Consider the following 20,880-nt stretch of genomic DNA (forward strand, 5'->3'; position numbering starts at 1 on the left):
ATTCAATACCATTCCAATTGTGTTATTGTACGTTCAATTTCAGGAAATGAATCGATGTACTCGAGTACACGATTCATTTCTTTTTCACAAATAACACGATTAGAGGATACAGAAACAATTGCAATTTCTGTACGTTGCCATACATCTTGATGCCCTACTTCTGAAACAGCTACATTATAACGCTGCTTCACACGAGTTAGCACCCGTTGCAAAATTGCTCGTTTCTCTTTTAAAGAATGCACATCGTAAATCATACACTCGAATGAGAGTGAAGCGATAATCATCGCTTCACTTCTTCCATAATGTACGCTTCAATGATGTCCCCTTCTTTAAGATCATTATATCTCTCAATTGTAATACCACACTCATAGTTTTGTGCAACTTCTTTTACGTCATCTTTGAAACGTTTTAACGTATCAAGTTGTCCTTCGAAAATTACTACGCCATCACGGATAATACGCACGCCACTATCACGTGTAATTTTACCGTCAATTACGTAACAACCTGCGATTGTTCCAACTTTTGTTACTTTGAATGTTTGGCGTACTTCCGCTTGACCGATTACTTTTTCTTCGAATTCTGGATCCAGCATACCTTGCATTGCTGATTCGATTTCTTCGATTACTTTATAGATAATACGGTGTAAACGAACATCAACATTCTCTAATTCAGCTGTACGCTTCGCATTCACATCAGGGCGTACGTTAAATCCAATTACAATTGCATTAGATGCAGAAGCTAAAATAACATCAGATTCTGTAATCGCACCTACGCCTGTATGGATAATTTTAACTTTAACACCTTCAACATCAATTTTACGAAGTGACGCTGCCATTGCTTCTACAGAACCTTGTACGTCTGCTTTCACAATTAAGTTAATTTCTTTTACATCGCCTTCTTGGATTTGTTGGAATAAATCTTCAAGGCTTAATTTAGATTTTTCACCACGCTGAGCAAGTAACGCTTCTTGTGCACGTGATTCACCGATTTGACGAGCTTTCTTCTCATCAGCGAATGCCATGAAACGATCTCCCGCTTGTGGTACTTCGTTTAAACCTGTAATTTCAACAGGAGTTGATGGACCAGCAACTTTTACACGACGACCAATATCACTTACCATTGCACGAACACGTCCGAATGAAGTACCAACAACGATTGGATCTCCAACTCGAAGTGTACCGTTTTGAACAAGTAATGTCGCGATAGTTCCTTTACCTTTATCAAGCTGTGCTTCGATTACAGTACCAGTTGCATAGCGGTTTGGATTTGCTTTATATTCTTCTACTTCACTTACAAGAAGAATCATTTCTAATAAGTTGTCAATTCCTTCACCTTGAATTGCAGAAATTGGTACGAAAATTGTATCTCCGCCCCAAGCTTCTGGAACTAATTCATATTCTGTTAATTCTTGCATTACACGATCAGGATTTGCCGCTGGTTTATCCATTTTATTCACAGCTACAATAATTGGTACTCCAGCTGCTTTCGCATGGCTAATTGCTTCAACTGTTTGTGGCATAACACCGTCATCAGCTGCAACAACAAGGATTGTAATATCCGTTACTTGCGCACCACGAGCACGCATCGTTGTAAATGCCGCGTGACCAGGCGTATCTAAGAATGTAATCTTCTTGTCATTTACTTCAACTTGGTATGCACCAATATGCTGAGTAATTCCACCTGCTTCGCCTGCAGTTACTTTTGAATTACGGATAGAGTCAAGTAAAGTTGTTTTACCATGGTCAACGTGCCCCATAATTGTAACTACAGCTGGACGCTCTTTTAAGTTCTCTTCATCATCTTGCTCATCGATGAATGTTTCAAATTCAGTTTCACTTACAACTACTTCTTCTTCTACTTCAATACCATAATCAGTAGCAATTAACTCAATTGTATCTTTATCTAAGTCTTGGTTAATTGTTGCCATAATTCCAAGCATAAAGAGCTTCTTAATAATTTCAGACGGCTCTTTGCTTAATTTTTTAGCAAGCTCACCTACTGTAAGACTTCCAGAGAAAGTAACTTTATCTGGTGTTTCTACAGTTTGTGTTTGTTGTCTTCCAGCAAAGTTATCTTGACGTTTGTCTTCATTTCCCTTGCCTTTTTTCTTTTTCTTATTGCTGTTCTTTTTACTACGAACAACTTTTTCTTCTACTTCAAACTCATCTGCAACAGAAGGTTTTTCAGTTTGATACGCATTATCTAATTTATTTACTACTTCATCTTCTAACATTGTCATATGATTCGAAACCTCGATATTCATTTCTTTTAGTTTTGTCATAAGATCTTTACTTGAGATATTATGTTGTTTTGCATATTCATGCACTCGAATTTTACTCATACCTTCACCCCCGGTAATTTGTATCGAGCATGCTACGCAGCTTTTTCGCAAAGCCCTCATCTAACACAGCTACAACGACTCGCTCGTCTCTCCCAATCGCATGCCCTAATTGTTGTCGATTTTCGACCTTTCTCATTGGTACGTTGTAATACGTCGCTTTATCCGTGATGCGTTTTGTAGTATTTGCTGACGCATCTTCAGATAGCAATACAAGTTTTGCTTTGCCACTTCGTACTTCTTTTAAAACAAGTTCTTCACCCGAAATAATTTTCCGAGCCCGGTTTGCTAGTCCTAAAAACGATTTCCAATCGGACACTTATTTCGACTCCTTCTCAACAAGCTCAAGAAGCTCTTCGTATAGAGAACCGTCGATTTTCGCTTTTAGATGATGTTCCAAAACATTTTTCTTTTGGGCTTGAAGAATACTTTCTTTATCTTTTGATAAATAAGCACCTCGTCCTGATTTCTTTCCAGTTAAATCAATGGACACTTCTCCCTCTTTGGAACGAACAATGCGAACGAGCTCTCGTTTTGATTTCATTTCTTGCGTTGCAACACATTTTCGTAACGGAACTTTTCGATTGCTCATACTCATCACCTCTATTCGATTTCGTCTTCAACTGAATCGAATCCGAATGCGATTACGCTATCTTCTTCTGTTACAATACCAAGTTGTTTCGCATCAGACTCACTCTTAATATCAATTTTCCAACCTGTTAATTTAGCTGCAAGACGTGCATTTTGTCCACGCTTACCAATAGCTAATGACAGTTGGTGGTCTGGAACAACAACTGTTGTTGCTTTTTCTTCTTCATCTACAAGAACTTTAACAACTTGTGATGGGCTTAAAGCATTTGCAACATATTCTACTGGATCATTTGACCAGCGAACGATGTCAATCTTTTCGCCTTTTAATTCGTCTACGATGCGTTGTACACGTTGTCCTTTCGGTCCTACACAAGAACCTACTGGATCAACATCAATGTTCTCTGCATGTACAGAAATTTTAGAACGATCGCCAGCTTCACGTGCTACAGAACGAATTTCAACAGTTCCATCATAAATTTCAGGAACTTCCATTTCGAATAAACGTTTTAAAAGACCAGGATGTGTACGTGATACGTAAATTTGTGGTCCTTTTGTTGTTTTTTCTACTTTCGTAATAAATACGCGAATACGATCATGTGGTTTGTACTGTTCGTTTGGCATTTGCTCACTTACAGGTAATAAAGCTTCTACTTTCCCTAAGCTTACATAGATAAAACGAGCATCTTGACGTTGTACGATACCCACCATGATATCTTCTTCACGGTCACTAAACTCAGAGTAAATAACACCACGCTCTGCTTCGCGCACTCGTTGTGTTACAACCTGTTTTGCAGTTTGTGCTGCAATACGACCGAAATCTTTTGGTGTTACTTCAATCTCTAGTACGTCACCATCTTGATAGTTTGGATTAATTTGTCTTGCTTCTTCAACAGAAATTTCAAGACGTGGATCAAACACATTATCTACAACGTCTTTACGTGCTAAAACTTGAATTGTTCCCACTTCTGGGTTAAAGCTCACACGAACGTTTTGTGCTTGATTAAAATTGCGTTTATAAGCAGAGATTAACGCTGCTTCAATCGCATCAATAATAATATCTTTGCTGATTCCTTTTTCTGACTCTAATACGAGCAAGGCATCTAACAACTCAGTGCTCATGAAGATCCCCCTTCTAACTAAAACGTAACAGCAAGTCGCGCATTTGCAACTTTATCCATTGGAATTTGGATTTCTTTTTTACGTGTTTTAATTGTTAATAATAATGTAATTGTAGTACCATCGTAGGAAAGTAGCTTTCCTTCAAACATTTTTTCACCATCAATCGGCTCATATGTTTTAATTGCCACTTGTTTTCCTACCGCTTGCTGGAAGTCTTTCTCTTTCTTTAATGGGCGTTCCGCTCCAGGAGATGATACATCCAAAAAGTAAAGATGAGGAATTGGATCCTCTTTATCTAAAGCTTCGCTTAAACGTTCACTTACCGCACCGCATTCTTCAATGTCGACTCCCTTTTCAGAATCGATGAATACGCGTAAGAACCAGTCTTGTCCTTCTTGCACATACTCTACATCTACAAGTTCAAGATTTAACTCTTCAACGATTGGCTGCGCAAATGCTTCTACAACTTCTGTGACTTTCTTATCCATAAACAGCCTCCTTCCTGCCGCCATGTACCATTTACAAGAAAAGACCCCGTCCATAAAAACGGTCCATCTTATTCTTTCTCGTTAGCTAACAAAAGCCCCTGCCGTTAAGCAGGGAATATCTGTCTTAGTATTACCAAATTTAAGAAGTAAAACTTGTAACAAAATATGTATATACGACAGAAATTTCTTACCTCTCCACATCAATAAAACGTAGATAGTAACACGAAAGAGTGGGTTTCCCCACTCTTTTTTTTACACAATATACATGACATGGTTATCTCGGTTAATAGTATACCATAGCAAATGTTGATTTGCAAAGAATTTTCCTACCTATTAGAACAGTGATAACTGGTTTTGATCAGGTAGATCGCCTAAGCAACCTTGACTATCTAAATACTCAATAATTGTTTTCGAAACCTTACTGCGCTGCTGTAAATCTTCTTTTGATAAGAAATCTCCATTTTTGCGTGCTTCTACAATACTTAAAGCTGCGTTTGTACCAAGTCCAGGCACTGCATTAAATGGAGGAATTAAAGTATCCCCATCAATAATAAATTCTGTTGCATGCGAACGGTATAAATCAACCTTTTGGAATGAGTATCCACGCTCACACATTTCAAGTGTCATTTCTAGTACTGTTAATAAACTTTTCTCTTTCGGCGCTGCATCCAAACCTTTTTGCGCAATTTCATCAATTCTTACACGTATAGATGCTGAACCTTTCGCCATCGCCTCTATATCAAAGTCATCTGCACGAACTGTAAAGTATGCCGCATAGAATAGAAGCGCGAAATGTACTTTAAAGTATGCAATACGTACAGCCATAAGTACGTAAGCAGCCGCATGGGCTTTAGGGAACATGTACTTTATTTTCTTACATGAATCAATATACCAACCTGGTACATTATTACTTTTCATGTCATCTTCCCATTCTTCCGGTACACCTTTACCTTTACGAACTGACTCCATGATTTTGAAGGCTAATGATGGGTCTAAACCTTGATAGATTAAATATACCATGATGTCATCACGACAACCGATAACTTCACTCAGCGTACATGTACCGTTATAAATTAACTCGTTTGCATTACCAAGCCATACGTCTGTACCATGTGATAGTCCAGAGATTTGGACTAACTCAGAGAATGTCGTAGGTTTCGTCTCTTCTAACATCTGCCTTACGAATTTCGTACCAAACTCTGGTATACCAAGTGTACCTGTTTTACAGTTAATTTGTTCTTCCGTTACCCCTAACGATTCCGGGCCTGAGAAAATTTTCATTACTTCCGGATCGTCTGTTGGGATTGTTTTCGGATCAATACCACTTAAATCTTGTAACATACGAATAACAGTAGGATCATCGTGTCCTAGTATATCAAGTTTCAATAAATTATCATGAATGGAGTGGAAATCAAAGTGTGTCGTTCTCCACTCAGCCCCTATTGAATCTGCCGGAAACTGAATTGGTGAGAAATCAAAGATATCCATGTAATCTGGCACAACGATAATACCACCTGGATGCTGTCCTGTTGTACGTTTTACGCCCGTACATCCTGCTACTAAGCGGTCAATCTCTGCATTTCGAATCGTTAAATTATGATCATTTGCATAACCTTTTACATATCCATAAGCCGTTTTTTCCGCAACTGTACCTATTGTACCCGCACGGTATACATAATCTTCACCGAACAGTACTTTCGTATAGTTATGGGCACGTGGTTGGTATTCCCCGGAGAAGTTCAGATCGATATCGGGTACCTTATCTCCTTTAAATCCAAGGAACGTTTCGAACGGAATATCATGTCCATCTTTCACGTATGGAACATTACATGCAGGACATTCTTTATCCGGCAAGTCAAAACCAGAACCTACAGAACCATCATTAAAGAATTCTGATTGCTTACACTTCGGACATACATAGTGTGGTGGTAATGGGTTTACTTCTGTAATTTCCATCATCGTTGCAACGAATGATGAACCTACCGATCCACGCGAACCTACTAAATATCCGTCTACTAATGATTTTTTTACGAGCTTATGTGAAATTAAATAAATTACGGCGAATCCATGCCCAATAATACTTTTTAATTCTTTTTCTAAACGCGCTTCTACAATTTCAGGTAACTCTTCACCATAAATGCTACGCGCCATTTTATAACTCATGTCACGCGTCTCATCATCTGCACCTTCAATTTTCGGTGTATATAGATCATCTTTCACTGGATGAACATCACCAATTAATGATGCAATCTTCTGTGTATTCGTTACAACAATTTCTTTCGCTACGTCTTCACCTAAGAATGAAAAACACTCTAACATTTCATCCGTTGTACGGAAATGTACAGGTGGTAAAGAATGTCGGTTTAACGGATTGGCTCCGCCCTGCGAACTGACTAAAATTTTGCGATACATCGCATCCTCTGGATCTATATAATGCACGTTTCCTGTAGCAACAACTGGTTTATCTAACGTCTCACCTAGTTTTACTAAGTTAGAAATAATTGTTTTTAATTGTCCCTCATCTCGAACAAGTTCACGTTCTACTAAATGACGTAACACCTCTGGAGGCATTACTTCAATATAATCATAGAACTGCGCAATTTCTTCTACCTCTTCAGGAGCTTTTTGCATCATCGCCTCAAACACTTCACCTTTATCACAAGCCGTTCCTACTAAAATTCCTTCACGATATTTTTTTAATAGTGACCTTGGTACTCGTGGTACACGATAAAAGTAATTTAGGTGAGAATAGGAAACAAGTTTATATAAATTTTTCAACCCTACATCTGATGTGGCAAGTAACGTCATATGACTTGGACGTCCACGCTTATACGCATCCCCTTGCCCCATGCTATCATTTAATTGATCGTGATATTCAAATCCCTTTTCAATCACATCTTTTAACATTTTCACAAGTAAGTATCCCGTTGCTTCTGTATCATAAATCGCACGGTGATGTTGCGTTAATTCAATATCAAGCTTTTTACACATCGTATTTAATCGATGGTTTTTCATTTCTGGGAATAAGAATCTTGCAAGTTCTAACGTATCAATAACAGGGTTATTCGTTTTTTCTAGTCCAGCCTTTTTAAAACCTACGTTAATAAAGCCCATATCAAAACTTGCGTTATGAGCAACAAGTGTATGGTCGCCCATCCATTCTTCAAACTTTTTAAACACTTCGTCCACTTCTGGTGCATCCGTTAACATATCATCTGTAATACCTGTTAATTCAATAATCGTCGCAGATAATGGTTGATGTGGATTTGCGAAAGATTCAAAGCGGTCAATAATTTCGCCACCTTTTACTTTTACAGCCGCTAACTCGATAACAGTATCATATACAGCTGATAAACCTGTCGTCTCAACGTCGAAAACAACATACGTTTCCTCTGCAAGTAAACGATGCGCTTCGTTATATGCAATTGGTACACCATCATTAACTAGATTCGCTTCTACACCATATATAACTTTAACCCCAGCCTTTTTACCCGCAGAATATGCCTCTGGGAAAGACTGTGCAACAGCATGGTCTGTAACAGCGATTGCCTCATGTCCCCATTTACCTGCTTGGGCAACAAGTCTAGAAACAGGAGTAACAGCGTCCATTTGGCTCATCGGTGTGTGAAGATGCAGCTCTACACGTTTTTCACCTTCTGGCGCTTTATCTTTACGAGACGGTCCTGTTATTTCATTTATATCATTTGCAATCATTACTAAATCTCGAACGAATGTATCATTTTGAACAGAACCACGCGCTTTCACCCACATTCCTTTTTTCAAGGATTGCAGCATTGGAATATCTTCTTTGTCACGCGAGAACATTTTGATCATAATTGAATCCGTATAGTCTGTTATTTTTAACGTTAATAACGTACGGCCACTACGCAGCTCTTTCGTTTCTACATGGAAGACGTACCCTTGAACTGTTTTTCTTCTTTCTTCATCTTGAATTTCTCGCATCGGTGTAATCTCTTCATCCGGCTTAATAAGATATCCGAGTACAACCGGTCCTTCATGCACAACGCTACTTTCTTCAGCTTGCTTCTTCGCCATTTCTTCCATAGCTTGTATAACACGTTCACGATCTTCTTGCTGCGTTTGCTCACGAAACTTTTGCATTTCTTCTGTATTTTGCTGTATATGTGTGTCTAACTGAAAACGCGGGAATCCAAAAGTTTCGTATTGATCCCCTACTGGTTTCGCAACGTTTTTCTTTAAAGCAGTAGATTCCAGCTCATTATTCACATTTATTAGCAACTTCACTCCATTCACCTGCGGAAGCTGCTTCTTTAAGTAAGCAAACATAGGTGAAAATGTAATTCGTTCCGTACAAAGCGGCCAATACGCCCTCACTTCTTCTTCTGTAAATTGTTTATTCTCTGTTTCTAATGCAAATGTTGTTCTTGCAATATGAGAAAATGATTGCTTAAGCTTTGTTTCTAGCAATTCATATAATTCTGTAGGCAAAATACGTGGCACTTGTAAATCAAAATGCCAACTTTTATTCGATTTATCAATAACGAGCCTTTCAATACCACCACCTTGTAAATATTGATTTATAAGGTCGTCTGGTATTTGCAACTGCTGGAGCAAAATTTGAAATCGCTCTTGTTGTTCATTTGTTAAAGACATAAGCACTCTCCTTCCATTTGCTATTATAAATTGAAACGTACTACAAAGAAAGATTTCTCCCTTCTTCTTTTACAAAAATACGTTTACAAAGAAAGAGAAGGTACCTCATTACGAGGTACCTCTTCTTATTTTAAAATATTTGCAATATATGTTTGAAGTTCTTCTACTTTCACTTCTTCAGACTCGCCTGTAGCACGTACTTTCACTTCTACAATACCTTCGTCTGCTTTTTTACCAACTGTCACGCGAACTGGAAGGCCAAATAAATCTGCATCTGCAAATTTAACACCTGCACGTTCTGCACGATCATCTAGTAATACTTCGTACCCTTGCTCTTGTAATGAGTTGTAGATGTTTTCACCCATTTCACGTTGCGCATCAGATTTCATATTTACTGGAATTACATGCACATGGAATGGTGCTACAGCTTTTGGCCAAACTAAACCGTTCTCATCATTAAACTGCTCTGCGATTGCTGCCACTGTACGAGATACACCGATACCGTAACAACCCATAATAAGTGGTTGTGTTTTTCCGTTTTCATCTAGGAATGTTGCGTTCATTGCTTCACTATAACGTGTTCCTAATTTGAATACATGACCAACTTCAATTCCGCGTGCGAAAAGAATTGTTCCATTTCCGTCTGGAGATTGGTCTCCTTCTTGAATGAAGCGTAAATCTGTATATTGACTTACTTTAAAGTCGCGTTTTGGATTTACATTTACATAATGGAATCCTTCTTCGTTTGCTCCTGAACATCCGTTAACAATTGATGCTACAGCATGGTCAGCGATAATTTCTATATCACCTGTTACACCAATCGGTCCTAAAGAACCAACTTCACAGTTTAATAATTCTTTCACTTCTTCATGAGAAGCAAGCTCAACAACTGAAGCGCCGTATACGTTTTTCACTTTTACATCGTTTACTTCATGATCACCACGAACAAGTACAACTACTAATTTCTCATCTACTTTAAATACCATAGACTTAATGCACTTGTCAGCTTCAATGTTTAAGAATGCAGATACTTCTTCAATTGCTTTTTGATCTGGTGTTGCTACTTTTTCAAGTGCCTTTTCTGCTTCATCACTCTTCGTATACGTAGCTACCACAGGAGCCATTTCGATGTTTGCTGCATAATTAGATGTATCAGAGTATGCAATTGTATCTTCACCAACTTCAGATAATACCATAAATTCATGCGTATCTTTTCCGCCCATTGCTCCAGAGTCAGCAATAACCGCACGGAAATTCAAGCCACAACGAGCAAAAATGTTAGAGTATGCTTTGTATAAGCGATCGTATACTTCATCTAAGCTCTCTTGTGTAGCATGGAAAGAGTATGCATCTTTCATTAGAAACTCTCTTCCACGTAATAAACCGAAACGCGGTCTTTGTTCATCACGGAATTTTGTTTGAATTTGGTACAATGTTAACGGTAATTTTTTATATGATTTCACTTCATCACGTACAAGATCCGTAATTACTTCTTCATGTGTCGCTCCTAATGCGAATTCACGAGCGTTACGATCTTTCATACGCATTAATTCAGATCCGTAAGAATACCAACGGCCTGATTCTTGCCATAATTCTGCAGCTTGCATCGCTGGCATTAATAATTCTACAGCTCCTGCGCGCTCCATTTCTTCTCGAACGATACGTTCTACTTTGTGTAGTACTTTTAATCCAAATGGTAGAAAACTATAAATACCAGAAGCATTTTGACGCATAAAACCTGCACGAAGTAATAACTGATGACTCTTAATCTCCGCATCAGCTGGAACTTCACGTAATGTAGGACTGAATACCATACTTTGTTTCATTTATTCGCACCTCTTCATTTTACTCTTACACGCAGTAAAACCCCTCACCTCGAGTTAGGTGAGGGATTTTATTCTACGAGCTCTATTTCATTATAAGTTTCACCTTATTTTACAAGAAAAACTTACGAATGTCATTCCAAGTTACAACTAACATAAGTAACATTAATAATGCAAAACCAATAAAGTGAACCATTCCTTCTTTTTGGCGGTCAATTGGTTTCCCTCGTAACGCTTCAATTAAGAAGAAGAACAAACGTCCACCGTCTAAAGCAGGGACTGGTAGTAAATTAAATAAACCAAGGTTAATACTTAAAACTGCTGCTAAACTTAATACACGCGTAAATCCATAATCTACAACTTGATCTGTTAGATTATAAATTCCTACTGGACCTGACAACTCATTAATAGAGAATTGACCAGTTACTAATTTCACAAGTGAATCAAAAATTAGTTTTGTCCATTGGTATGTTTGTTCAAATCCTGATTTAATAGAACCCATTACTGTTTTCTCTACTGGAGAGTAAACACCAATTCTACCTACTTCGTCTTTTCCTTCTTTATCGAGCGTTGGCGTTACTTTTACATTAAACTGTTCACTATCACGCTTTACTTGTAACGTAATTTCTTTATTTGGGTTTTCACGTACAATGGTAACAACATCTTTCCATGTACTTGTGTTTTTCCCATCGATTGCTTGAATTGTATCATTTTCTTTTAATCCAGCTTGCTCGGCTGCACTATTTTCCATTATTTTTCCGACCATTGGCTTGTCAACAGGAACACCTTGTACAAATCCAAGAATCACAAAAATAACAAATGCTAAAATGAAGTTCATTGCAGGACCTGCAAAGATTGTTAAAGCACGTTGACCCAATTTCTTGGAGCCGAACTGCCTATTATACGGAGCAATTTGTATTTCTTCACCAGCAGTAATAATACGAGCCTTTTCATTCACTCGGAATGTTTGAAGCTCTTCCTCGTACTCTTCATAGCCCGAAATTGCTAAATTATGCTCTAAATCAGCTTGTTCGACTTCAATGACACGAACATTTGGATACTTTTCGTATCCATCAAAAACTAATTTCGCAACTTCGTCTTTTTCATTTAATACAAGGCCAACCTTTTTTCCAGGCTTTAACTCAACTGTGTCTGCATCCTCGCCAGCCATTCTTACATAGCCACCAAGGGGCAGTAATCGAATCGTATACACCGTTTCATTCTTTTCAAATGAGAATATTTTCGGACCAAAACCAATCGCAAACTCACGGCATAAAATACCTGCTCTTTTTGCGAAATATAGATGCCCTAGCTCATGGAAAAATACGAGTGCACCGAAAATTAATATAAAGGCAATCGCTGTATTCAATTCCATACCACCTTTGCTAAATTTGTTCCATCACAAACCGTCTTGTGGTTGCATCAATTTCCAGAATTTCCTCTAAGCTCGGACGTGCAATGACATTGTGATGGTTCATTGCTTTTTCAATGAGGTCTTCCACTGTTAAGAAACCAATTCTCTTTTGTAAAAAAGCTTCAACAGCTACTTCATTCGCTGCATTCATTACAGCTGGCATACTTCCACCTGTTTTTCCAGCTTCATACGCAAAACGCAAACAACGGAAACGTTCTTGGTTCATTTTCTCAAAATGCAATGTTCCCATTTCCCATAAATTTAACTGCTTTGTGTCTGAAAGAGGTAATCGATCAGGATATGTAAGTGCGTATTGAATTGGTACTCGCATATCCGGTGAGCCAAGCTGTGCCATCACACTACGATCTTCAAATTCAACCATAGAATGAATAATACTTTCTTTATGTAAAACAACATCGATTTGCTCATAAGGGATACCAAAAAGCCAATGTGCTTCAATTACTTCTAGCCCCTTATTCATCATTGTAGCAGAATCAATTGTAATTTTCGAACCCATTGACCAGTTTGGATGTCGAAGCGCATCTTCTACCGTCACATGATGCAATTCATCTCTCGTTTTATCACGGAAACTTCCTCCAGAAGCTGTAATAATCAGTCGAGAAATTCTTTTTTCATTTTCACCATTCAAGCATTGAAAAATAGCTGAATGTTCACTGTCTACTGGAAGTAACGAAACATTATGTTTTCGTGCTGCTTCCATTACAAGATGCCCTGCGGTTACTAACGTTTCTTTGTTTGCAATTCCGATTGTTTTTTTCGCCTCAATTGCACGAAGTGTTGGTAACAACCCTACGCTACCTACAACAGCATTTACTACAATCTCTGCATCTGGATGTAATGCTACTTCTAAAAGCCCTTCACTACCATATACAATTTTTGTATTACCAGAGACAGCTTGTAATTTTAAAACATCTTCCTCTCTTTGCACAGAGACAATTTGCGGAGAAAATTCTTGAATTACCTTTACTGCGTAGTCAATATTTTTCCCTACAGAAAAAGCAACGAGACGGAATTGGTCTGGGTGCGAGCGTAATACATCTAAAGTTTGTGTACCAATTGATCCGCTTGCACCTAATAAACTAATGTTTTTCATGACTCCAACCCCTCGTTCATTTATTAATTGTATTGTAATAAGAAGTAGAGAATTGGTAAAACGAATAACCAACTATCTGTTCGATCTAATATACCACCATGTCCAGGTAAAATTGTACCTGAATCTTTTACGCCATAATGACGTTTAAATGCAGATTGTACTAAATCACCAATTTGTCCAAAAATAGAAATGATAATTGTCAACACAATTAAAATCCCTACATTAGCCTCAACTGGGAAGAACATATTGTAAACAAGTGCCACAACAATCCCACAAACGATGCCGCCTAATGAACCTTCAATCGTTTTATTCGGACTAATTTCTGGCCATAATTTTCTTTTTCCTAATGCTTTCCCTACGAAATATGCGCCTGAATCGGTAGCCCATATAACAAATAATGCGCAAAACACATATTTAATTCCTAAAATTCTCGTTTCATTCAAATATAAGAATCCCATTGCAACATATGTTGTTGCCATTAGTAAAAAGGAAGCATGGTCAAAAGTAAATGTATTCTTAGAAAGGACTGTATATGATAAAAGTAATAAAACAATCACAAATGTGATTTCTAATTTACCTAATCCAATCTGCGTAAACAGTTCTGATGCACTACTTGGAATTAAAATAATCCATAATAATACTGCAGCTAAAACTGTTGGTATTGACATAAGCGTAAGCTTACTCATACGAATTAATTCATATAAACCTATAGAAGCAAGTGCATACACTAAAACCGTAAAAGGCACGCCACCGTAAATTACGATGGGAATGAATAGCGCGGCAGCAACCACTCCAGTAATAATTCTCTGTTTCACTACCAAACCCTCTCTTTCTACACGCCTCCGAATCTGCGCCCTCTATGCTGAAAGTCTGTAATCGCATTTAGCAAATGTTCCTCGGTAAAATCTGGCCAATACACATCTGTAAACCAAAATTCCGAATATGCAATTTGCCATAACATGAAATTACTAATACGTAGCTCTCCGCTCGTACGGATTAACAACTCTGGGTCAGGTAAAGAACTCGTCATTAAATAAGAAGAAAGCATTTCTTCACTTACATCTTCAACACGAATTTTTCCTTCCTCACTATCTTTCACCATATGTTGCACAGCAGAAACGATCTCGTCTCGACTTCCATAGTTTAACGCGAAATTAAGAATTAATCCCGTATTCTCTTTCGTATCTTCCATGGCCTTTTCCATCGCTCTGCGTGTATGCGTAGGAAGACGATCTTGTTGTCCTATTACTCGGACTTGTACGTTCTCTTCAATCAATTCTGGTAAAAATGTACCTAGAAATTCTTCTGGAAGCCTCATTAAATAGTCAACTTCCTTTTTCGGTCTTTTCCAGTTCTCAGTTGAAAAAGCATAAAGAGTTAATACTTTCACATTAAGTTTGCTTGCAAATTTTGTGATTTTCTTTACAACTTGCATGCCTTCATGATGTCCCGCAATACGAGGCATCGCTCTCCTCTTTGCCCATCTTCCATTACCATCCATAATGATGGCAATATGTTCTGGGATGTATCCTTTTTTCACTTTTTCAACGAGATGATCAAACGATGCGACCTTTTTACTTTTAAAAAAAGGAAAGTTTTTAAACATCATTCATACCCTCCAGCAAGCAGACGTATGCCTAAAAGTGTAAAAAGACCCCCTTAAGAAGAGGGTCATATTTGCGAAGGTATCGCTATTACACTTCCATGATTTCTTTTTCTTTGTTTTTTGCGATTTCGTCAACTTTTGCAATATATTTATCTGTTTCTTTTTGGATATCTTCAGTATATCCTCTTAAATCATCTTCTGTAATATCGCCAGCTTTTTCAAGCTTCTTAAGATCATCGTTACTGTCACGACGTACGTTACGAACAGCAACTTTTGCTTCTTCAGCATATTTTTTCACAACTTTTACAAGATCGCGACGACGCTCTTCTGTTAATGCAGGGAATGCAATACGAATTACAGTTCCATCATTAGAAGGATTTAAGCCTAAATCTGCTTTTAAGATTGCTTTTTCAATATCACCGATAGAAGTTTTATCATAAGGTTGAATTACAAGTAAACGTGCTTCTGGAACTGTAATGTTCGCTAATTGCACAACAGGTGTTGGTGCACCATAGTAATCAACTTGTACCTTATCTAATACAGACGAGCTTGCACGACCTGCGCGAACTGTTGCCAATTCACGAGAGTAAGCAGCAACTGCTTTTTCCATTTTTTCATTTGAAGACTTCAATACTTGTTGTCCCATATTTATTTCCCCCTTACAACTGTTCCGATATTTTCGCCTAAAACGGCACGTTTAATGTTACCTTTTTCCATAACTGAGAATACAATTAATGGAATATCATTGTCCATACATAAAGAAGAAGCTGTTGAATCCATTACACCTAAACCTTCTTTTAATACATCTAAGTAAGTAAGTGTTTCGTATTTCGTAGCTGTTGGGTCAAGAGATGGATCTGCATTATATACGCCATCTACATTGTTTTTCGCCATTAAGATAACGTCTGCTTCGATTTCCGCTGCACGTAGGGCTGCTGTTGTATCTGTAGAGAAATATGGGTTACCTGTACCTGCTGCAAAGATCACAACACGTTTTTTCTCTAGATGACGAACTGCTTTACGACGAATGTAAGGCTCTGCTACTTGACGCATTTCGATTGAAGTTTGAACACGAGTTTGAATTCCAATGTTCTCCAGGCTATCTTGAAGAGCTAATGAGTTCATAACTGTTGCTAACATACCCATGTAATCCGCTCCAGCACGATCCATTCCCATTTCACTTCCGATTTTTCCACGCCAAATGTTTCCGCCACCAACAACAACAGCAACTTCTACATCAAGTTCTGCAATTTCTTTCACTTGTTCCGCAACTGATTTAATAACAGATGGGTTAATTCCAAATCCTTGTTCGCCAGCTAACGCTTCTCCGCTTAGCTTTAATACGACACGATTATATTTCGGTTTACTCATAATGAACCTCCAATTGCTTACATCTTTATTTTAAAAAAGGGAACACAATGTGCTCCCTAATCTGTATTAGTTACTACCTTTTACTTGGTTCATTACTTCTTCAGCAAAGTTGTCTTCGCGTTTTTCGATACCTTCACCAACAGCGTAGCGAACGAATCCTTTTAATGTTCCGCCTTTAGACTCAACGAACTGACGAACTTTCATATCAGGGTTTTTAACGAATGCTTGGTCAAGTAAGCAAATTTCTTCGAAGAATTTGCCAAGACGGCCTTCAACCATTTTTGCAACGATTTTTTCAGGCTTGCCTTCGTTTAACGCTTGTTGTGTTAATACTTGACGCTCATGCTCAACTTCTTCAGCTGTTACAGCATCGCGGTCGATGTATTTAGGGTTAACTGCTGCGATGTGCATTGCTACATCTTTAGCAGCAGCTTCGTCAGTAGAACCTTCAAGAACTGTTAATACACCAATACGTCCACCCATGTGTAGGTAAGCGCCGAATGCATCAGCATCAGTTTTTGTTACGATTTCGAAACGACGAAGTGTAAGTTTTTCACCAATTTTAGCGATTGCTTCGTTGATGTGCTCTTCTACTGTTTTGCCGCCTTCGATTGTTTGAGCCATAGCTTCTTCAATGTTAGCTGGTTTGTTAGCTAATAAGTGAGCAGCTAATTCTTTAATTAATGCTTGGAAACCTTCGTTTTTCGCAACGAAATCAGTTTCAGAGTTTAATTCTAAGATTAAACCTTCGTTACCGTTTGTTTCGATGAAAGTTAAACCTTCAGCAGCGATGCGGTCTGCTTTTTTAGCAGCTTTTGCAATACCTTTTTCACGTAAGAAGTCAATTGCTTTCTCCATGTCGCCATTAGTCTCAGTTAAAGCTTTTTTGCAGTCCATCATACCTGCGCCTGTTTTTTCACGAAGTTCTTTTACCATTTGTGCAGTGATTGCCATATTTTTCATCCTCCTAAAATATGTATTTATACCTTTTATAAAGGTGTTTATACCTTAAAAAAGGTGATAAAAGGCCGAACCCCTTATCACCTTTCCAAATTTGTTACGCAGTAACAGTTTCTTCACCTTGTTTTGCTTCAAGGATCGCGTCTGCCATTTTAGATGTAAGAAGTTTTACAGCACGAATTGCATCATCGTTTGCTGGGATAACGTGATCGATTTCGTCTGGATCACAGTTTGTATCAACGATACCGATGATTGGAATGTGTAATTTGCGTGCTTCAGCAACTGCAATACGCTCTTTACGAGGGTCTACTACGAATAATGCACTTGGAAGACCTTTCATATCTTTAATACCGCCTAAGAATTTCTCAAGACGCTCTAACTCTTTTTTAAGTTGAACAACTTCTTTCTTAGGAAGTACTTCGAAAGTACCATCTTCTTGCATTTTTTCGATGTCTTTAAGGCGCTTGATACGCTTTTGGATTGTTTGGAAGTTTGTTAAAGTTCCACCTAACCAACGTTGGTTAACGAAGTACATACCAGCACGAGTTGCTTCTTCTTTAATAGCTTCTTGTGCTTGTTTTTTAGTACCTACGAATAAGATATCTCCGCCTTCAGCAGCGATGTCACGCATCGTTCTGTAAGCTTCCTCAACTTTTTTCACAGTTTTTTGTAAGTCGATGATGTAGATACCGTTACGCTCTGTGAAAATGTAACGCTTCATTTTTGGGTTCCAACGACGAGTTTGATGTCCGAAATGAACACCAGCTTCAAGCAATTGCTTCATAGAAATTACTGACATAATATAGTTCCTCCTAAATGGTTTTTGATATCCTCCGTTTACTTCATCTCTAAGCGAAACTACAAACGTAGCACCAACACTTAAATCAGTAAACGTGTGTACTTTGTACTGACACCACTGCTTACTATATCATACTGAAATATTACAATCAAGTCGAAAATGCGAACAATGTAAAACTTTCTTTGTTCACGCTCGAATTCTAGTATTACCAACCTGTATTTCCTTTAAGCAAAAAAATAAAATTCAACTCATAGCTTTTCCGAAAAACACGATTATGACGCTATTTACAAACAACATCAATCTTTTATACACAAAAAAACTCTCCTCAAAAAATGAGGAGAGTTTTATAAATTAGTTTGTTTTTAATTTAGCAAGTTCCTGTAGAAACTTGTCGTTTAGCACTTTAATGTATGTTCCTTTCATACCTAAAGAGCGAGACTCAATAACACCAGCACTCTCTAATTTACGAAGTGCATTTACGATTACAGAACGAGTAATTCCTACGCGATCAGCAATTTTACTTGCAACAAGTAAACCTTCTGTTCCATTTAATTCTTCGAAGATATGCTCGATTGCTTCTAACTCACTGTAAGATAATGAGCTAATCGCCATTTGAACAACAGCTTTACTACGTGCTTCCTCTTCGATTTCTTCTGCTTTTTCACGTAAGATTTCCATACCTACTACAGTTGAACTGTATTCAGCAAGGATTAAATCATCGTCTAAGAACTCTTGACCAAGACGAGCTAACACTAATGTGCCTAGACGCTCACCGCCACCAACGATTGGTACGATTGTAGTTAAACCTTGACCAAATAATTCTCTATTTTCTACTGGGAATGCTGTGTAAGCACTGTTTACATCTAAGTTTGAAGATGTTTCTGTAATGTTGAATAAGCTTTGCGTGTATTCTTCCGGGAATTGACGCTCTGCAAGCATTTGTTTCATACGCTCATTCTCAATTTGTTGGTGAATTGCATAACCTAGTAATTTACCACGACGGCTTACTACGAATACGTTCGCTTCGATTACTTCACACATTGTGTCAGACATTTCTCTAAAGTTTACAGGCTTTCCTGCTGCGCTCTGTAATAACGCATTTAATTTTCTTGTTTTTGCTAATAATTCCATTTCAAAAGTTCCTCCTACATGTTACTTACATATTTTTTCATCACTTGGAAACTAGGGCGAGTCACCTGATGACACTATTACAAAATAAACTGGCTCACATCTTTATTTTTAGCAATCGTTGCTAATTTCTCCTCAACGTATTGAGGTGTTATCGTTATTTTCTCTAACGTAATTTCAGATGCTTCAAACGATAAATCTTCAAGGAGTTTCTCCATAATCGTATGAAGTCTTCTTGCTCCAATATTATCTGTATCCTGATTAACTTGATAAGCAATCTCAGCAATCTTACGAATAGCTTCGTCTGAAAATTCAATTTCTATACCTTCAGTCGCTAATAAAGCCATATATTGTTTAATTAACGCATTGTCAGGCTCGATTAATATTTTAACGAAATCATCTGTCGATAATTTTGTTAATTCTACTCGAATCGGAAATCTCCCTTGCAGTTCCGGAATTAAATCCGACGGTTTAGACATATGAAACGCTCCAGCTGCAACGAATAAAATATAATCCGTTTTTACTGATCCGTATTTTGTCGCAACATTCGATCCTTCTACAATTGGTAAAATGTCACGTTGCACACCTTCACGTGATACATCTACGCTATTCGACTGCTTACCAGCAATTTTGTCAATTTCATCGATAAAAATAATCCCGAGCTGTTCAGCACGATAAACAGCCTCTTGTGTAACTTCATCCATATCAATTAAGCGCTGTGCTTCCTCATTTGTCAAGAGTTTTCTTGCTTCTTTCACAGAAAGTTTACGTTTTTTTGTTTTTTTCGGCATAAAACTTCCTAATGCATCTTGGAAATTCATTCCCATTTGTTCCATGCCAGTTCCTTGTAACATATCGAACATGGAAGACTGTTGCTCAGTCACTTCAATCGATACAATTTCATCTTCAAGAAGTCCTGCAGCAAGCTTTCTTTCCACGTCTTGACGTTTCTTTTCGATTTCAACATCTTCCTGTGCATCAGATGTTTGATTCGAATTTTGAGCACCGCCAAATAGCATTTCTAATGGGTTTTTAAATCCAGATTGTTTCTCCGGACTCGGCACTAAAATTTCAACAAGACGTTGGTTCGCTTGTTCTTCTGCTTTGTCTTGTACTTTAATTACCATTTCTTCTTTCACGATACGAACTGACGTTTCCACAAGGTCACGTACCATCGATTCTACATCTCTACCTACATATCCAACTTCTGTAAATTTGGTAGCTTCAACCTTAATAAAAGGTGCTCCAACGAGTTTCGCCATTCGTCGTGCTACCTCTGTTTTACCAACACCTGTCGGTCCAATCATTAAAATATTTTTAGGTGCAATTTCATCACGTAGATTTTCAGCTAATTTACTTCGACGATATCGATTTCTTAAAGCTACAGCAACCGCTTTCTTCGCATCTTTTTGACCGATAATGTATTGATCTAATTTTTCCACAATTTGACGCGGAGTAAAATGTAAATGCATATAAAATGCCTCCCTTACGATT

Annotated in this window: 18 protein-coding genes; all 18 read right to left on the bottom strand. The window is 37.9% G+C overall.

Annotated features, from left to right (window positions below; genetic code table 11):
* Positions 1 to 2: 2 nt before the first annotated feature.
* Positions 3 to 284 carry a DUF503 domain-containing protein gene (locus tag DN392_RS23525; RefSeq protein WP_000582364.1) on the bottom strand — a complete coding sequence of 94 codons (282 nt, stop codon included), beginning with the start codon at positions 282 to 284 and terminating at the stop codon, positions 3 to 5.
* A complete protein-coding gene (gene infB, locus DN392_RS23530; RefSeq protein WP_000036353.1) occupies positions 281 to 2,341 on the bottom strand; it encodes a translation initiation factor IF-2 in 2,061 nt (686 codons plus the stop codon). The genes DN392_RS23525 and infB overlap by 4 nt, the downstream gene beginning before the upstream one ends.
* Before the next feature lie 4 nt (positions 2,342 to 2,345).
* Positions 2,346 to 2,657, bottom strand: coding sequence for a YlxQ family RNA-binding protein (locus DN392_RS23535; RefSeq protein WP_001286521.1), 312 nt, complete (start codon positions 2,655 to 2,657; stop codon positions 2,346 to 2,348).
* Positions 2,658 to 2,930, bottom strand: a complete 273-nt coding sequence (gene rnpM / locus DN392_RS23540; RefSeq protein WP_000071127.1) for an RNase P modulator RnpM — start codon at positions 2,928 to 2,930, stop codon at positions 2,658 to 2,660.
* 11 nt (positions 2,931 to 2,941) lie between these two features.
* Positions 2,942 to 4,048: a transcription termination factor NusA gene (nusA, locus tag DN392_RS23545; RefSeq protein WP_000102596.1), complete on the bottom strand. Its 1,107-nt coding sequence runs from the start codon at positions 4,046 to 4,048 to the stop codon at positions 2,942 to 2,944.
* A gap of 17 nt (positions 4,049 to 4,065) precedes the next feature.
* Positions 4,066 to 4,536: a ribosome maturation factor RimP gene (gene rimP / locus DN392_RS23550; RefSeq protein ID WP_000359098.1), complete on the bottom strand. Its 471-nt coding sequence runs from the start codon at positions 4,534 to 4,536 to the stop codon at positions 4,066 to 4,068.
* Positions 4,537 to 4,869: 333 nt separating this feature from the next.
* Positions 4,870 to 9,171: a PolC-type DNA polymerase III gene (locus tag DN392_RS23555; RefSeq protein ID WP_000060008.1), complete on the bottom strand. Its 4,302-nt coding sequence runs from the start codon at positions 9,169 to 9,171 to the stop codon at positions 4,870 to 4,872.
* A gap of 125 nt (positions 9,172 to 9,296) precedes the next feature.
* On the bottom strand, positions 9,297 to 10,997 hold the full coding sequence (locus tag DN392_RS23560; protein WP_000814330.1) for a proline--tRNA ligase: 1,701 nt from the start codon (positions 10,995 to 10,997) through the stop codon (positions 9,297 to 9,299).
* Between the two features lie 109 nt (positions 10,998 to 11,106).
* Positions 11,107 to 12,363 carry an RIP metalloprotease RseP gene (rseP, locus tag DN392_RS23565; protein WP_001090235.1) on the bottom strand — a complete coding sequence of 419 codons (1,257 nt, stop codon included), beginning with the start codon at positions 12,361 to 12,363 and terminating at the stop codon, positions 11,107 to 11,109.
* Between the two features lie 16 nt (positions 12,364 to 12,379).
* Positions 12,380 to 13,522, bottom strand: coding sequence for a 1-deoxy-D-xylulose-5-phosphate reductoisomerase (gene dxr, locus DN392_RS23570; RefSeq protein ID WP_000790363.1), 1,143 nt, complete (start codon positions 13,520 to 13,522; stop codon positions 12,380 to 12,382).
* A gap of 23 nt (positions 13,523 to 13,545) precedes the next feature.
* Positions 13,546 to 14,337, bottom strand: coding sequence for a phosphatidate cytidylyltransferase (gene cdsA, locus DN392_RS23575; protein WP_000813597.1), 792 nt, complete (start codon positions 14,335 to 14,337; stop codon positions 13,546 to 13,548).
* 17 nt (positions 14,338 to 14,354) lie between these two features.
* Complete coding sequence (gene uppS / locus DN392_RS23580; protein WP_000971311.1) at positions 14,355 to 15,131, bottom strand: isoprenyl transferase; 777 nt, start codon at positions 15,129 to 15,131, stop codon at positions 14,355 to 14,357.
* A gap of 85 nt (positions 15,132 to 15,216) precedes the next feature.
* Positions 15,217 to 15,774, bottom strand: a complete 558-nt coding sequence (gene frr / locus DN392_RS23585; protein ID WP_000531506.1) for a ribosome recycling factor — start codon at positions 15,772 to 15,774, stop codon at positions 15,217 to 15,219.
* A 2-nt stretch (positions 15,775 to 15,776) separates the two neighbouring features.
* Entirely contained in the window at positions 15,777 to 16,499 is a 723-nt protein-coding gene (gene pyrH / locus DN392_RS23590; RefSeq protein WP_000042667.1) for a UMP kinase, read from the bottom strand.
* A gap of 66 nt (positions 16,500 to 16,565) precedes the next feature.
* Positions 16,566 to 17,453, bottom strand: coding sequence for a translation elongation factor Ts (tsf, locus tag DN392_RS23595; RefSeq protein ID WP_001018585.1), 888 nt, complete (start codon positions 17,451 to 17,453; stop codon positions 16,566 to 16,568).
* A 103-nt stretch (positions 17,454 to 17,556) separates the two neighbouring features.
* Positions 17,557 to 18,258: a 30S ribosomal protein S2 gene (gene rpsB / locus DN392_RS23600; RefSeq protein WP_000111484.1), complete on the bottom strand. Its 702-nt coding sequence runs from the start codon at positions 18,256 to 18,258 to the stop codon at positions 17,557 to 17,559.
* Between the two features lie 351 nt (positions 18,259 to 18,609).
* Complete coding sequence (gene codY / locus DN392_RS23605) at positions 18,610 to 19,389, bottom strand: GTP-sensing pleiotropic transcriptional regulator CodY (protein WP_000421290.1); 780 nt, start codon at positions 19,387 to 19,389, stop codon at positions 18,610 to 18,612.
* A 77-nt stretch (positions 19,390 to 19,466) separates the two neighbouring features.
* Entirely contained in the window at positions 19,467 to 20,858 is a 1,392-nt protein-coding gene (gene hslU / locus DN392_RS23610) for an ATP-dependent protease ATPase subunit HslU (RefSeq protein ID WP_000550070.1), read from the bottom strand.
* Between the last annotated feature and the right edge of the window lie 22 nt (positions 20,859 to 20,880).

Origin of the sequence: Bacillus sp. BB51/4, from assembly GCF_008368845.1 — a bacterium.
GTDB lineage: Bacteria > Bacillota > Bacilli > Bacillales > Bacillaceae_G > Bacillus_A > Bacillus_A wiedmannii.